General features: G+C 72.3%; 18 protein-coding genes. 12 read left to right on the top strand and 6 right to left on the bottom strand.

The features are described from left to right. The first annotated feature begins 81 nt into the window (after positions 1-81). From purU to NS184_RS10825, 9 genes are all read left to right on the top strand, one after another. A complete protein-coding gene (gene purU, locus NS184_RS10865; RefSeq protein ID WP_058726134.1) occupies positions 82-963 on the top strand; it encodes a formyltetrahydrofolate deformylase in 882 nt (293 codons plus the stop codon). A 5-nt stretch (positions 964-968) separates the two neighbouring features. Beyond that, complete coding sequence (locus tag NS184_RS18890; RefSeq protein WP_058726133.1) at positions 969-1367, top strand: YrdB family protein; 399 nt, start codon at positions 969-971, stop codon at positions 1365-1367. 83 nt (positions 1368-1450) lie between these two features. Next, positions 1451-2590 carry an N-acetylglucosamine-6-phosphate deacetylase gene (gene nagA / locus NS184_RS10855; protein WP_058726188.1) on the top strand — a complete coding sequence of 380 codons (1140 nt, stop codon included), beginning with the start codon at positions 1451-1453 and terminating at the stop codon, positions 2588-2590. 55 nt (positions 2591-2645) lie between these two features. After that, a complete protein-coding gene (locus tag NS184_RS10850) occupies positions 2646-3227 on the top strand; it encodes an RNA polymerase sigma factor (RefSeq protein WP_058726132.1) in 582 nt (193 codons plus the stop codon). After that, positions 3224-4222, top strand: coding sequence for a CU044_5270 family protein (locus tag NS184_RS10845; protein WP_058726131.1), 999 nt, complete (start codon positions 3224-3226; stop codon positions 4220-4222). Before NS184_RS10850 ends, NS184_RS10845 begins: the two co-directional genes overlap by 4 nt. Positions 4223-4305: 83 nt before the next feature. Then, complete coding sequence (locus NS184_RS10840; protein ID WP_058726130.1) at positions 4306-5100, top strand: PP2C family protein-serine/threonine phosphatase; 795 nt, start codon at positions 4306-4308, stop codon at positions 5098-5100. Further along, positions 5097-6104: a BLUF domain-containing protein gene (locus NS184_RS10835; RefSeq protein ID WP_058726129.1), complete on the top strand. Its 1008-nt coding sequence runs from the start codon at positions 5097-5099 to the stop codon at positions 6102-6104. Before NS184_RS10840 ends, NS184_RS10835 begins: the two co-directional genes overlap by 4 nt. Beyond that, on the top strand, positions 6101-6730 hold the full coding sequence (locus NS184_RS10830; RefSeq protein WP_058726187.1) for an SRPBCC family protein: 630 nt from the start codon (positions 6101-6103) through the stop codon (positions 6728-6730). Before NS184_RS10835 ends, NS184_RS10830 begins: the two co-directional genes overlap by 4 nt. Beyond that, positions 6727-7398, top strand: a complete 672-nt coding sequence (locus tag NS184_RS10825; RefSeq protein WP_058726128.1) for a DUF4166 domain-containing protein — start codon at positions 6727-6729, stop codon at positions 7396-7398. Before NS184_RS10830 ends, NS184_RS10825 begins: the two co-directional genes overlap by 4 nt. A gap of 12 nt (positions 7399-7410) precedes the next feature. Here NS184_RS10825 and NS184_RS10820 read toward each other — a convergent pair whose 3' ends face one another. Further along, entirely contained in the window at positions 7411-7617 is a 207-nt protein-coding gene (locus NS184_RS10820; protein WP_058726127.1) for a hypothetical protein, read from the bottom strand. Positions 7618-7685: 68 nt separating this feature from the next. Between NS184_RS10820 and NS184_RS10815 the strand changes: the two genes are divergently transcribed. Further along, complete coding sequence (locus tag NS184_RS10815; RefSeq protein ID WP_058726126.1) at positions 7686-7952, top strand: hypothetical protein; 267 nt, start codon at positions 7686-7688, stop codon at positions 7950-7952. 3 nt (positions 7953-7955) lie between these two features. Here the strand turns inward: NS184_RS10815 and NS184_RS10810 are convergent, their stop codons facing one another. After that, a complete protein-coding gene (locus NS184_RS10810) occupies positions 7956-9548 on the bottom strand; it encodes an MFS transporter (RefSeq protein ID WP_083513630.1) in 1593 nt (530 codons plus the stop codon). Between the two features lie 91 nt (positions 9549-9639). On the opposite strand from NS184_RS10810, the gene NS184_RS10805 reads away from it, so the two are divergent. Next, complete coding sequence (locus tag NS184_RS10805; RefSeq protein WP_058726125.1) at positions 9640-10815, top strand: MalY/PatB family protein; 1176 nt, start codon at positions 9640-9642, stop codon at positions 10813-10815. Between the two features lie 25 nt (positions 10816-10840). Here NS184_RS10805 and nagB read toward each other — a convergent pair whose 3' ends face one another. Further along, entirely contained in the window at positions 10841-11626 is a 786-nt protein-coding gene (gene nagB / locus NS184_RS10800; protein ID WP_058726124.1) for a glucosamine-6-phosphate deaminase, read from the bottom strand. A gap of 57 nt (positions 11627-11683) precedes the next feature. On the opposite strand from nagB, the gene NS184_RS10795 reads away from it, so the two are divergent. Then, positions 11684-12163: an NUDIX hydrolase gene (locus NS184_RS10795; RefSeq protein WP_058726123.1), complete on the top strand. Its 480-nt coding sequence runs from the start codon at positions 11684-11686 to the stop codon at positions 12161-12163. Between the two features lie 184 nt (positions 12164-12347). Here NS184_RS10795 and NS184_RS10790 read toward each other — a convergent pair whose 3' ends face one another. From NS184_RS10790 to NS184_RS10780, 3 genes are all read right to left on the bottom strand, one after another. Further along, entirely contained in the window at positions 12348-13418 is a 1071-nt protein-coding gene (locus NS184_RS10790) for an ABC transporter ATP-binding protein (RefSeq protein ID WP_058726122.1), read from the bottom strand. After that, positions 13415-14275, bottom strand: coding sequence for an ABC transporter permease (locus NS184_RS10785; protein ID WP_242863031.1), 861 nt, complete (start codon positions 14273-14275; stop codon positions 13415-13417). Before NS184_RS10785 ends, NS184_RS10790 begins: the two co-directional genes overlap by 4 nt. Beyond that, positions 14272-15123 (bottom strand): ABC transporter permease (locus tag NS184_RS10780; protein WP_058726120.1); only part of this gene is annotated, 852 nt, incomplete at its 5' end. The genes NS184_RS10780 and NS184_RS10785, both read right to left, overlap by 4 nt.

The following is a 15123-nucleotide window of genomic DNA, read 5'->3' as shown; positions in this document are numbered from 1 at the left end:
CCGCGAACTGCCGGGACACGGCGCGACCGACCGGAGCGGCCGCCGACCAGCGCGCGGCAGCGCGCCCGGTACCCTGATCCGGTGACCGACCCGACGCCCGCGACCACCGCGACGACACCGACGCACTGGACCCTCACGCTCGTCTGCGACGACCGCCCCGGGATCGTGCACGCCGTGTCGGGAGCCGTCGTCGCGGCGCAGGGCAACATCACCGAGTCGCAGCAGTTCTCGAGCGCGGACACGAACACGTTCTTCATGCGCCTCCAGGTCATGGCACCGGTCGACCGCGAGGCCTTCGAGGAGGCCCTCGCGCCGGTCGTCCAGCGCTACGACGCCCGCGTGCAGCTGGACGTCGTCGGCCGCCCCCTGCGCACGCTGGTCCTCGTGTCGAAGGCGGGGCACTGCCTGAACGACCTGCTCTACCGGCAGCGCGGCGGACAACTCCCGATCGAGGTGCCGCTCGTCCTGTCGAACCACGCCGACCTGCAGGAGCTCGCGTCGTTCTACTCGGTGCCGTTCGAGCACCGACCGGTGACCGATGCGGCGACCAAGCACGACATGGAGCAGCGGATCCTCGAGGCCGTGGACGAGCACGACATCGAGCTCGTCGTCCTCGCCCGGTACATGCAGATCCTGTCGCCGGGTCTCTGTGCGGCGCTCGAGGGCCGCGCCGTGAACATCCACCACTCGTTCCTGCCCGGCTTCAAGGGCGCCAACCCCTACCGGCAGGCGCACGCCCGCGGCGTCAAGCTCATCGGTGCGACGGCGCACTTCGTCACGAGCGACCTCGACGAGGGGCCGATCATCGAGCAGAACGTCGTCCGGGTCGACCACACGAAGGACCCTGCCGAGCTGGTGTCGATCGGGCAGGACGAGGAGTCCCGCACCCTCACCCAGGCCGTCCGGTGGATCGCCGAGGACCGCGTCCTCCTCGACGGCGCCCGCACCATCATCTTCAAGTAGGAACCGTGTCCGCACCGCAGAGCCCCGTCGACTGGTCCGAGACCCCCGACCCGCACGCCGTCCAGCCGCGCCGGTTCGGCGCCTGGGACGTGCTCCGGGGCATCGTGTGCGCGTTCGGGCTGTTCTCGCTCGGGTACTGGGGCTACCTCGCGTGGCCGTACCCGCTCCCGGCGGTGTTCTTCATCGTCGGTGCCCCGCTGTTCGCCGCGGTCGTGTGGTTCTTCTTCCGCTCACCGCGCTCCCCCATCGAGACGGACATCGTCGGCAAGACCATCGTCGAGGTCGCGCTCGTGGTCGCGGCCGGCGCCGCCTGGGTGTCGATCGGGCACCCGGTCGTGGGCCTCGTCTTCGTGGTCGTCGCGGCGGTCTCGGGTGTCGTCCAGTTCCGTCGGGAGGCGCGGTGAGCGGCACCGCCGGCGGTTCCGGTTCCAGCGCTTCCGGCACCACCGGTCCCGGCGGCGTCGGTCCTGCCGTCGGCGGGTCCGGCCTGGAGGCACGGCGCACGCTGGTCCGGTCGGCCCGCGTCGTGGACGCGGGCGGGTCCACGGCCGACGGCTGGGTCCTCGTCGACGGTGACGTGATCCGCGCGGTCGGCTCCGGCCCCGAAGCCCCCGCGGCGGACGAGGTCGTCGACCTCGGTGACGCCGTCCTCGTGCCCGGTTTCGTCGACCTGCACGGGCACGGCGGTGGCGGAGCCGCGTACGAGGACGACTCCTTCGCGGCCGCCCTCGCAGTGCACCGGGCGCACGGCACGACCCGGTCGGTCCTGTCGCTCGTCGCGAACCCGCTGCCGTCGCTCGTGGCCTCGCTCGCCCACGTCCGTTCGGTGATGGCCACCGATCCCCTGGTGCTCGGCGTGCACCTCGAGGGGCCGTTCCTGGCGCCGCAGAACAAGGGCGCGCACAACCCGGAGTTCCTGATCGACCCGACCCCGGACGCCGTCGACGCCCTGCTCGAGGCCGGTGCCGGGGTGATCCGCCAGGTGACGATCGCCCCGGAGCTCCCCGGTGCGGTCCGCGCGATCGAGCGCTTCGTCGCGGCGGGCGTGGTCGTCGCGGTCGGCCACACAGTCTGCTCGTACGACCAGGCGCGGGCCGCGTTCGACGCCGGTGCGACCCTGCTCACGCACGCCTGCAACGCCATGCCGGGGATCCACCACCGCACGCCGGGGCCGATCCCCGCCGCCGTGGCCGACGACCGGGTCACGATCGAACTCATCCTCGACGGCGTGCACGTGCACCCGTCGGTCGCGTCCCTGCTGTTGTCGTCGGCGCCGGACCGCGTCGCGCTCATCACCGACGCGATGGGCGCTGCCGGAGCCGCGGACGGCTCGTACACGCTCGGCTCGCTCGCCGTGACGGTCTCGGAGGGGGTCGCCCTCGTCGCGGGGACCGACACGATCGCCGGGTCGACCCTGACCCAGGACCAGGCGCTCCGCAACGCGGTCACGCTCGCGGGTCGGTCGCTGCCCGACGCCGTGGCCGCGCTCACCTCGGTACCGGCACGGGCGCTCGGGCTCGGCGACCACATCGGCCGGATCGCCCCCGGGTACGCCGCCGACCTCGTCGCGATGACGCCGTCGCTCGAGGTGACACGGGTGTGGGGTGCCGGGCGCGCGATCGGCTGACCGGCCGGTCTGTCACACGGAGGCCCTCCCGGACACTCACTGTTCGGAGGCAATCGTGAACACACCAAGGGGGCCGGGCACCGTCCCGGACACAGCACTCGTCGCCGCCGTCGCGACGGGCGACGGCGAGGCGTACACCGCGCTGCTCGACCGGCACTCGCGGGCGGTCTTCCGCTACGCGTGGGGGCTCGCCGACGAACGGTCGGACGTCGACGACATCGTCCAGGAGACGTTCCTCGTCGCGTGGCGCCGGCGGAAGGACATCGGAGTCGTCGGTGCGTCTGCACTGCCGTGGCTGCTGACCACGACGCGGTTCGTGGCGATGAACGCGAACCGGCAGCGACGGTCCACCCGCACCGACGAGGTCGACGAGCACAGCGGCGCGTCCGAGGCCTGGTACCGCCAGGTCGCACACGACGAGGCCGTCCAGCAGCTGCGGTGGGTCCGCGCGGAGATCGCCGCGCTCGACTCACCCGACCGGGAACTCTGCGAGCTCTGCCTGCTCCAGGGCCGGTCCTACGACGAGGCCGCCGCGATGCTCGGCCTCACCACCACGAACGCGCGCAAGCGCATCCAACGGTCCCGCGCGAAGCTGAGGTCGAGCCGCGCGCTGCACGAGATGGAGCAGACACTGTGATCACCGCACCGCCGCCCGAGGGCGCCGCCCTCGACGAAGCCATCCGTCCGATCCGACGTGCGGTGCTCGACCGCACCGTGCACCGTCGTCGTCGCCGCTCCCGCTGGACCTTCGGAGCGGTCGGGTCCGTCGCAGCGGTCACCGCCCTCGCGACCGTGATCGTCGGTGGGAACCTCACCGGCACCACGGACCGCGTACCCGTCGTGGGGTCGCACCCGCAGGCCGCCACCGCCGCCGAGGTCCTGCACAAGGCCGCCGACGAGACCGTCCTGGCGAGCGACCCGACCGTCGGGCCCGGCCAGTACCTCGAGGTGTCGACGAAACGGGAGAGTCAGGGGTTCTTCGGCGACGCGAACGAGTACTCCGCGCTCGTGCCGTACACGGTCACCGTCTACCGACCTGCTGACGTGTCTGCCGAGTGGACGCTCGTGCGCGCGTCCGGCGAACCGACGCGGTTCTTCCCTGCCGCGTCCGCGACCGAGGCGGCCGCAGAGTGGAAGCGCGAAGGGTCGCCGTACCCGACCGAGACGCTGCACGGAGCCGGCGGCCGCTTCGAGGGGTACTCGGACTGGAGGCCGGCCCACCTGACCGAGATGCCGCGGGACCCGGACGAGCTGTACACGTGGGTGTCGGAGCACGCCACCGGTTCCGTGAGCCACGAGGAGGCGATGACGACGCTGATCTCCGACGACCTCGCCACCGGGCTCGTGCCGGCGGACCTCCGCAGCGCGATGTACGAGGTGCTCGCGAAGATCCCCGGGACGACGATCACCCACGACGCGGTGACGCTCGACGGGCGCACCGGGACGGCGATCGGCCGGGAGGAGCCGAACCGGGACGGGGAGCACTCGGAGATCGTGATCGACCCCGACACCGGTGCGTACCTCGGGTCGCGGACGTTGACCGGCTCGGCGAGCCGGGTACTCCCGAAGGGGACGGTCCTCGACTCGTCCGCGGTGACGACGTCCGTGGTGGACAGCGTCCCCGCGGACTGAGCGCCGAGCGCGGGAGCGGCGTCCGGGCCCTCCCGGGCGCCGCTCCCGCGCATCCTGGACACGCCGCACGGTAGGTTGCGGGAGTGGGTTCCCTGCAGGACGTGTACGACGACGAGGACGCCGGTCTCGACCGTGACGGTCGGCTGCGTGCCGTGCAGGCCGCGCTCCTCCCCAGGACGACCGCGACGATCCCCGGATGGACGGCGGCACACGTCTGGCGGGCCGCGTCCGACGTGTCCGGCGACCTCGCGGACGTCTCGGTCGGGCCGGACGGGCGCACCGCGACGATCACGCTCGGGGACGTCATGGGCAAGGGCGTCCCCGCCGGGCTCCTGGCCGCGCACCTGCTCGGCACGATCGACGCCCTGGCCCGCGAGGCACCGGCCGTGACCGTCGAGGGCGCCGAGAACGCCGTGCGCTCCCGCCTGGAACGGGCGGCTGCGTTCGCGACCCTGTTCCACGCCCGGATCCGACTGCACGACGGCTCGGTCGAGTTCATCGATGCCGGGCACGGCTTCGCAGCGGTCGCCCACGCGGGAGGCGAGACCGTGCGCATCCCGTCGGTGGACCTCCCCGTCGGCCTGCAGCCCCGGGGGTTCGCGCGACTGCCCCGGCACCTCGACCTCGGCCCGGGCGACGTCCTCGTCGTCGCGTCCGACGGCATCCTCGAACTCCCGGACGCGAGCTTCGGCACACTGACCGACCTCGCGGCACGGCTCGCGCAGGAGCGGTCGCTGTCCGAGGGACTCCAGACGTTCCTCCGCACGGTCCCGGAGACCATCACCGACGACCTCACCGTCGTCGCGATCCGCCGGGACCCTGCCCGTGACCGGGCATCGACCCGATCCTCGACCACCGACGGAGCGCTCGACCGATGACCCTCTCGACCATCGTCTTCACGGTTGCCCGGACGGGGCGCCTCAGCCACGACGACCTCGTCCGCCTGCTGGCGGTCGAACGGGCCAGGAACGCGGAGCTCGGGATCACCGGTGTCCTCGCGCTCGACGACGCGAACGTCCTCGGCGTCGTCGAGGGACCGGACGACGTCGTGCGTGCACGGGTGCACGAGGTCGCGTCCGATCCGGCGAACGTCGACGTCCAGGTCCTCCTCGACGACCCGATCGAGGAGCGGACGTTCCCCGACTGGTCGATGGCGTTCCGCACGGACGACCCGGCCGTGCGGTCGATGGACGGCTTCGAGGACCTCTTCGCCGAGGACCGCGCGCCCGACCCCGCGGCCGACACCTCGCGGTCGCGGGCATTGCTCGAGTGGTTCCGACGGACGCCGCCGGAACAGCTCTCGACCCGCCGGTCGACCGCGCCCGTCCGCGACCGCGTGCTCCGGGCATCGATCGACGTGCTTCGCGACGTCGGTCCCACCCGTTCGTCCCTCGACGCCGTCGCCGAGCGGGCGGGGCTCCCGCGCGACACCGTGACCGCGAACTTCCCGACGATGCCGGCGCTCCTCGCCGCCACGCTCGCGACCTGGCTCGACCAGGTGACCGCGCCGCTGGCACCCGTCGCACGCGCGGAGGGCACGGTGCCGTGGCTGCGCGCGCTGGTCGTCGCGTTCGCCGCTGAGCCAGCACTCGACCGGCTCATCGTCGCGGCGCTCGCCCCGGCCGCCGATCCCGGGGAACCAGCCGGGGGCGACTTCCTGGTCAGCTACCGCGCCTTCCGCGACGGCATCCGGCTCGCACTCGAGCAGGACGTCGCGGTCGGCCGTCTCCCGGCGACCCTCGACCCGGGCGTCGGAGCGCAGCAGCTCCTGGCCCTGTTCGACGGGCTGCGCATCCAGAACCTCTTCGACCCGGAGCCGGACGTCGCGGAGACGTTCGCCCGTGCCGCCGACCGACTCCGACGAGGGTGGACAGCGTCGTGAGGAACCGGGGTATCTACGTCGAGACCGTGATCGCGGCGGACATCGAGCGGGTCTGGGCGGCGACGCAGGACCCGACACAGCACGTGCGGTGGGACGTCCGGTTCTCCGAGATCGTGCCGGAGCGCGACACCGTCGACACCGCGGTGCGGTTCACCTACGTCCGACGGTCCCCGGTGCACGATGTCCACGGCACCGGCGTGAGCATCGGCGAGCGCCGACGTCCGGACGGCTCCCGGACCTCTGCGCTCCGCTTCTCGACCGCGGACCCGCTGTCACCGATCCGTACCGGTCGCGGGTACTGGCGGTACGTCCCCACCGAGGACGGCCGCACACGGTTCATCACCGGGTACGACTACGCGAGCGGTTGGGGTCCGCTCGACCTCGTCGTCCGGCCGCTCCTGGGCTGGGCGACCGCCTGGAGCTTCGACCGGCTCCGCGTCTGGCTCGAAGGCGGGGGCGAGCCGGAGGCGTGGCCGCTCACCTCGGTACTGCAGCCCTGGCGCCGGAACCGGCCCCGTGCCTCCAGGGCGCTCCGTGCACCCGCTGGCGGGTCCCGACGAGCCGACCACCTGCACGACGCTCCATCCACGCTGGCAGCGCTCCCCGATCCGGGAGGCCGCTCGTGACATCCGTCTTCGAAGCGGCGCTCGGCGCCGACTTCCAACGGCTCCACCCCATGATGCAGCGCCGGTTCGGCGTCGGACTCGACGCGGCCGAGGCGTGCACCGGGCGTGGGGTGATGGCGTCGATCCGTCGCGGTCCGTGGTGGACGGTGCCGTTCCTGCAGATCGGTCGGCTGCGGAACATCCTCGTGCCCGACGTCGGGACGGACGTGCCGTTCACGATCGAGAACTACCCGTACCGCGACCGCTTCGGCCGCGAGACGGTGACCTTCGTGCGAACCTACACGACGAAGCCCGGCAGGACAGCGCGGTTCGACGCGACGATGGTGCTCGTCGAGGGGCGGGTGCTCGACTACCTCGGATCGCACCAGCACCTGGCGGTTGACCTCGACCTCTCGGTCGATGAGCGCGGCGGTCTCGTGCTGCGGTCCGACGCGCAGCGCTTCTACGAGGGGCCGATCGCCTTCCGCTTCCCGATGCTCTTCAGTGGACGGGCAACCCTGCACGAGTGGTGGTCGGACGAGGACGAGGCGTTCCACGTCGACCTCGAGGTGCACAACCGGGTGTTCGGGTTCCTCTTCGGGTACCGCGGGACGTTCACGTGCGAGTGGACCCCTGCGACGGACGCCCCGGAGCGGCTCAAGCCCGTGCGGACCGAGCTCCGCACCTGACCTCTCCCCGGATCAGTGGTCGAGCAGGTACGCCCAGCCGAAGAGCGGGACGCCGTCGATCACCACGACGGCGTTCGCGCCCCAGAACCACGGAGCCGCTGCGCCGCGGTGCAGCCGGCCGCGTCCGAACCCGTCCGGGCGCACGGCAAGGACCGCGGACCGGAGGAACATCGCGAGCGCGCCGAGCGCAACGGCGATCAACGCTCCCCACAACTCCATCACCCGAGCTTGCCAGTCGGTGTCGCATCCTGCTTACGGAGCAACCGTGTGAGGGGCACGATCGGCGGATGGACGTCGCCTCGGTTGCCCGCGAGATGGTCGACCGCGCGGCGGCGGCAGGTCAGTCCGTGATCCGCGCGGACGCGGACACACCGATCGCCGAGCTCCGCGCCGCGGTCCGACGAGTCGCCCGTGCCGAGGGCATCTCGGTACGCACCGGGATGATCGACGACGTACTCGCCGTCGTCCGGACGGATGCTCCGCTCTGGGAGGCCCCGACGTCCGAGATGCGTCGGGCGCTCGCGGCGCCCGACGAACCCGGGATCGTCGCCTGACGGTCAGACCGACGCTTCGGTCCCCTTGACCTTCCCGACGACGACGTCCACGATGCCCGCCACGAGCGCGGCAGCGACGAACACGAGCGCGACCCCGAGGCCGAGCGGCAGCCCCTGCCCGTAGTCGCCCTTCGAGTCGGCGAGCGCCGAGTAGAAGACGCTGCCGACCGCCGCGATGCCGATGGCCGAGCCGACCCGCGCGCCGACCTGGATGAGCCCACCGGCGGATCCGCCCTGCTGGACCGGCACCTCGGACAGCGTGAGGGTCTGGTTCGGGGAGATCGTGAGGCCGGAGCCGATGCCCGCGACGAGCAACGGCACGACGAGCCACCATCCAAGGTCGGAGCGGTAGTGGTTCGCGACGACCCAGATGACCCCACCGAGGCCGAGCAGCACGAGGATCGTGCCGACGACGATGAGCTGTCGACCGAAGCGGTGGACGATCCGCCCGCCGATGGTCGACGCGATGCCGGACCCGATCGCGAACGGGACCGAGGACAGTCCGGCGAGCAGGGCCGAGTACTTCAGCCCGGACTGCAGCGCCAGCGTGAGGACGAAGAACAGCGGGGTGAAGCCGGCGAAGTAGAGCGTCGCGAGGCCGACTCCGAGGGAGAACGACCGGCGGCGGAAGAGCCCGAGGTCGATGACCGGCTCCTTGCTCGTGCCGTAGTGGCGCTCCCACAGCACGAAGAGCACGGCGAACACGACCGCGACGACCACGAGCCAGTACTTCGTGTTGCCCTTCCACACCTCGGACTGCACGAAGGGCAGCAGGAGCGCGACGACGGCGGCACCGAGCAGGACGATGCCGACCGGGTCGAAGTCGTGCTTCCGGCCGTGCTCCGCCTTGGCGGTGGCGGGCAGGTACCGGAACGCCAGGAGCATCGTGACGAGCCCCACGGGCAGGTTCACGAAGAACACGAAGCGCCACCCGTTCTCGGTCCCGAACGCCGTGATGAGCAGACCGCCGACGAGGGGGCCGATCGCGGTGGCGATGCCGACCGTGGCGCCGAAGAGGCCGAACGCAGTGCCGCGCTCCTTGCCGCGGAAGAGCTGCTGGATGAGCGCGGTGACCTGCGGGGTGAGCAGACCGCCCGCGAAGCCCTGCACGAGCCGCGCGATCACGAGCACGAGGCCGTTCGGAGCGAACCCGCAGAGCGCGCTCGCGAGCGTGAAGAGGCCGACGCCGATGACGAACATGCGTCGGCGACCCGAGGCGTCACCGAGTCGGCCACCCGGCACGAGCAGGAGTCCGAACGCCAGGGCGTACCCGGAGAGGATCCATTGCACGGCCTCGGGGGTGGCTCCGGGCAGCCCGGACGAGATCGACTGCAGTGCGACGTTGACGATCGACACGTCGAGGAGCACGATGCCGCCGCCGAGCAGGCAGATGACGAGGGCCTTCCAGCGGTTCGGGTCCGGCTGGCCGTCGTCGGGGCCGCCGTCCCGCTGGGCAGGTGACGTGGGCGCGGACGAGGGAGAGGAAGGGGTCGACGGCGCTGCGGGCGTGTCGACGGCCGCCGCGTGGTGCGCGGCGTGGTGTGCGACGGTGGGAGCCGCATCGGGCTCGACGGGTTTGCGGTGTTCGGCAGCCATGACACCGCCACGGTAGGCGCGTCGGGCGCGGCGACTCGCAGCGTGCGGCGTCTGGGCGTACCCCGACGGCACCGCCTGCAAGGATGACTGCATGAGCGTCATGGTCTCCGCGTTCGACGCGCACCGTACCCGCACGAGCGAGAAGTACACGACCTTCCCGCCGGAGGTCCTGCCGATGTTCGTCGCCGAGATGGACAGCACGCTCGCCGAACCGGTCCGGGAGGCGCTCCTGGCCGCGGTCACGAACGGGGACACCGGGTACGTGGGCCACGGCCGTGCGCTGCCCGAGGCCTTCGCCGACTTCGCCCGTGACCGCTGGTCGTGGCGGGTCGACCCGGACCTCGTGCGGACGACGACGGACGTCTCGGTCGCGGCCGTCGAGACGCTGCGCCGGGTCATCGAGCCGGGTGACCGCGTCGTCGTCATGCCGCCCGTCTACCCACCGTTCTGGGACTACGTGACCGAGGCCGGCGGCACCGTGACCGAGGTCCCCCTGCTGCCGCCGGACGACGAGGACGGCGAGGACGCCGCCGCCACGACAGCGGGATGGCGCATGGACCTCGACGGTGTCCGTCGGGCGTTCACCGACGGTGTCCGGACAGTGCTGCTCTGCAACCCGCACAACCCCCTCGGCCTCGTGCACCCCCGTGACGAGCTCGCCGCCCTCGCCCGTCTCGCCGCGGAGCACGACGCCGTGGTGGTGTCCGACGAGATCCACGCGCCACTGACCCACGGAGACGCGGTCTTCACACCCTTCCTCGACTCGTGCCCCGAAGCCGCCGACCTCGGTGTCGCCCTGACGAGCGCGAGCAAGGCGTGGAACCTCGCCGGGACCAAGTGCGCCCTGATGGTCGGGGCGTCGGAGCGAGCACGGACCTGGTTCGACGGCATGCCGACCGAGGTCGTGGAACGCACCGGGATCCTCGGCTACACCGCGAGCGCGGCGGCCTTCCGCGCGGGCAGCCCCTGGCTCGCCTCGCTGCTCACCGAGCTGACCGTGAACCGGAGGACGCTGGCCGAGCGACTCGGCGACGTCCTGCCCGGCGCACGGTACCGGCAGCCGCAGGCGTCCTACCTCGCCTGGATCGACCTCGGCGCGCTGCCGTTCGGCGACGACCCGGCCGCGGTCCTGCTGGACCGGGCGGAGGTCGCCCTGTCACGCGGGCTCGACTTCGGTCGTCAGGGCGCGGGCCACGTCCGCCTGAACTTCGGCTGCTCAGCCGAGACGCTCGACGAGGCGCTGACACGACTCAGCGCGGTGCGCTGAGCGGGCGCGGCGCGCAGCACCGCCGTCACTCGAACCGCTGCCACTCCGGCTTGTTGTCGTACGTGTAGCGGTAGTAGTCGGCGAGCCGGAGTCCGGCAGCGGCCTCCTCGTCGACCACGACGGTCGCGTGCTGGTGCAGCTGCAGCGCCGAGCCGGGAACGAACGACGACAGCGGCCCCTCGACCGCGGCGGCGACCGCGTCCGCCTTGGCCGAGCCCTGCGCGACGAGGACGAGCTCGCCGGCCTCGAGGATGGTGCCGAGGCCCTGCGTCATGCAGTGCGTCGGCACCTGGTCCGGGGAGTCGAAGAACCGGGCGTTCGCCTCGCGGGTGGACGGCGCGAGGGTCTTGATACGGGTACGGGACGCGAACGACGAGGTCGGCTCGTTGAAGCCGATGTGCCCGTTCGCACCGATGCCGAGGATCTGCACGTCGACCCCACCCGCGGCTCGGATCGCGGCGTCGTACTCCTTCGCGGCGAACTCGAGGTCGGCGGCGCGGCCGTCCGGCACGCGGACGCGCGACGGATCGAAGCCGAGCGGGCCGACGACGTCACGGGCGATGACCGACGCGTACGACTCCGGGTGCTCGAGCGGGATCCCGACGTACTCGTCGAGGGCGAACCCGCGGGCCTCGGCGAACGAGATCTCGCCGGCGTCGACGCGACGCTGCAGGTCGGCGTAGATGCCCTGCGGGCTGGACCCGGTGGCGAGACCGATGACGGCGGACGGCTTCTTCGCGACGACGGAGGCGATCTTGGCCGCGGCGACGCGACCGACCTCCGCCGGCGTGGGCAGGATGATGATCTCCACGGAGCCACCCTACTGGTCATGACCAGTCCGCGACAGGGTGTGCCGTAGCGTGGGTTCGTGCCGACCCCCGACTTCGTCCTCTCCCTCCGCGAGCGCATCGGGAACCACCCGCTCTGGCTCACCGGCGTCACCGCCGTGGTCACGCGCGGCTCCGGCGACGACCGCGAGCTCCTGGTCGTCCGTCGGGCCGACACGGGCGCGTACACGCCGGTGACCGGCATCGTCGACCCCGGCGAGGAACCGGCCGTGGCCGCGGCACGCGAGGTCCTCGAGGAAGCCGACGTCGTCGCGGAGGCCGAGCGGCTCGCATGGGTGCAGGTGCTCCCGGAGATGACGTACCCGAACGGCGACCGCGCGCAGTACCTCGACCTCGTGTTCGCGTTCCGCTGGGTCTCGGGCACGCCCTTCCCCGCCGACGGCGAGAACACCGAGGCGTTCTGGGCACGGCTGGACGCCCTCCCGCCCATGTCGGACGACATGCACGCCCGCGTCGACGCCGCGCTGGCGGACGAGGTGGCGACGCGCTTCCAGCGCTGACGGGTCGGCACTGACGGATCGGTGCGACGCGCCCGTCTGACGGCCTGGAGGCACGGATCGGGCCCGCACCGCGCCTCCCGTCCGTCGGCGCGGAGCCGAGACTCGGGCAGGCGGACGGTTCCGCGATCGCCTCGCCGCGGAACCGTCCACCGAGCCGAGACTCGGCCCGGTCGCGGCGCCTGCGCTACGCGAGCGGCGCGACCGCGACGGGTGCGCCGGTCAGGCGCACGGCGACCGGCTCACCGGCCACGCGGCGGTCACCGACCTCGTGCTGGACGGTGACGATGGTGTCGTCGTCGAGGCGGACGGTCGTGCGACGGATCGACCCCAGGAAGCTCGACGACACGACGGTGCCGGTGATGCCCTCGGATGCGAAGGCCACGTCCTCGGGGCGGACGTAGGCGACCACCGGCCCGTCCGCAGCCGCACGGTCGATCGCCGGCACCGTGAAGCCGTACACGAACACGTCGCCGCCGCGGAGGTCGCCGTGCATCCGGTTCGACTGCCCGACGAAGTCCGCCGTGAACGCCGAGGCCGGACTGCGGTAGAGCTCCTCCGGCGTGCCGACCTGCTCGATGTTCCCCGCCCGCATCACCGCGATCCGGTCGGAGACGGCGAGCGCTTCCTCCTGGTCGTGGGTGACGAACACGGTCGTGATTCCGAGGTCGCTCTGGATGCGGCGGATCTCGTCGCGGAGCGAGACCCGGACCTTGGCGTCGAGCGCGGAGAGCGGCTCGTCGAGCAGCAGCACCCGGGGTCGGGTGACGAGGGCACGGGCGAGGGCGACCCGCTGCTGCTGTCCACCCGAGAGTTGGTGCGGGTACCGGTCGGCGAACTCGGCGAGGTGGACCATGTCGAGCGCCTCGACGACCCGCTCGCGCCGCGCCGCTGCCGCGACCTTCCGCATCTCGAGGCCGAACGCGACGTTCTGCCGGACCGTCATGTGCGGGAAGAGCGAGTACTGCTGGAACACCATGCCGATGTCGCGGCGGTTGACCGGCACGGCGCTGACGTCGGAGCCGTCGATGCGGACGGTGCCGGCGTCGACGGCCTCGAGGCCCGCGAGTGCCCGGAGCGCCGTGGTCTTGCCGCAGCCCGACGGGCCGAGGAGCGAGACGAACTCGCCCGGCTCGATCCGGAGCGACAGCCCGGCGAGGGCCCGGTGCGCGCCGTAGTGCTTCTCGACGTCGACGAGCTCGACCGTGGCGCCGGTGCTCGCGAGCGCGGCCGGTGCAGCGGGGGCGGTGGTGGTCATGCGGACTCCTTCGGGCCGTTCCGACGGTGTGCGCCGACCCGACCGATGACGACGAGCAGCACGAACCCGAAGAGGAGTGCTGCGAGGGAGAAGATCGCGGCGACGTACGGGTCGGTCGACTGCACGAGCAGCAGCGCCGTCTGGAACGTCGTGCGGGAGAGGAACGAGGCGAGGGTGTACTCGCCGAGGACGACCGTGATCGTGAGGAAGCACGCGGCGGTGATCCCGCGGCGGAGGTTCGGCAGCAGGACGCGCCAGGTCACGGTCCACCAGGAGGCACCGAGGGACCGGGCGGCCTCGGACAGGACGGCGACGTCCATCGCCGTGAGGGCGGCGGCGATGGGGCGGAACGCGAACGGCAACGACACGATGCCGATGGCGAACGCGAGCGTCCAGGCGCCGGACCCGAACGCCTGCGACACCACCTGGTACACGGGGATGAACCCGACGACGAGCACCACCACGGGGACGGTGATCGGCACGATGCACACGAACTCGAGTACCCGGCGGAGCCTCGGGTAGCGGAGTGCGGTGATGATCTGCGCCGGCAGGAGCACCGTGAGCACGATCGCCACCGTGATGACGGCGATGAGCAGCGAAGCGCCGAGGCCGTCGAACACCGGCTGGTAGGTCGCGGCGTTCACCGGGTCGGCGAGCGCCGTGTAGTGGTCGAGGGTCAGGCCGCCGTCGGTGCCCTGACGGAACGTGAACTGCAGGAGCGCGACGAGGGGGAGGGCGAAGACGACGCCGACCACGGTCAGCACGATCGCGGCGGTGACCCGTGACGGGGCCGCGCCGAAGCGGCGGGGGCGAGCCGTGCCTCCAGGCCGGGTCCGCGGAGCGGTGTCCGCGGTCACCGCTGCCACCTCGCGGCCCGTCGCTGCAGGAGGGAGTAGGCGCCCATCACGACGGCCATGACGATCACCATGCCGAGGGCGAGCACCCCGGCGACGTTCTGGAGGCCGATGATCGTCTCGCTCGTGAGCTGCGCGCGGATCGTCAGCGGGACGATGCCACCCTGCGAGATGAGCGCCGCGGCGGTCGCGAACGAGGAGAACGCGTTCGCGAAGAGGAGCAGGAGCGACCCCCAGAACGCCGGGGCGAGGACGGGCAGGGCGATGCGCCGCCAGTACGTCGCGCGGGAGGCGCCGAGCGTGGCGGCGGCCTCGCCCCACTGCGTCCTCACGCCCTCGAGGGCTGGCATGAACGTGAGGACCATGAGCGGCACCTGGAAGTAGACGTAGGGCAGGACGAGGCCGGGGACCGTGTACAGGAAGGCGCCGCCCGCGTTGAGGTCGACACCGAACGTCGACACCAGCCAGGTCGTGACGAGCCCCTGCACCCCGATCGTGGCGATGAACGCGAAGGCCAGCATGACGCCGCCGAACTGGGCGAGGACGCTCGCCGCGGCGTCGATCACGGAGCGGACGAGTCCGTCAGGTCGGAGCGCCGACAGCGCCCAGCACACGACGGCTCCGACCACCGCACCGATCACGGCGGAGACGGCGGACAGACCGGAGGACGCACCGAAGGCCCGGAGGACGGTGGGGTCGGCGAACGCGGCGAGGTTGGCGAGTGTGAACCGGCCGGACGCGTCGAAGAACCCGCTGCCGACCGCGATCACGGCGGGGACGGCGAGGAACAGGAGGACGTACGCGGCGAACGGGGTGAGGCCGAGCCACGCGACGCCGCCGCGGCGCCGGAC

Origin of the sequence: Curtobacterium luteum (genome assembly GCF_001475545.1) — a bacterium.
Classification (GTDB): Bacteria; Actinomycetota; Actinomycetes; order Actinomycetales; family Microbacteriaceae; genus Curtobacterium; species Curtobacterium luteum_A.
Note: the sequence above shows the minus strand (reverse complement) of the source record. Positions and strands in the feature narration are given on the sequence as shown.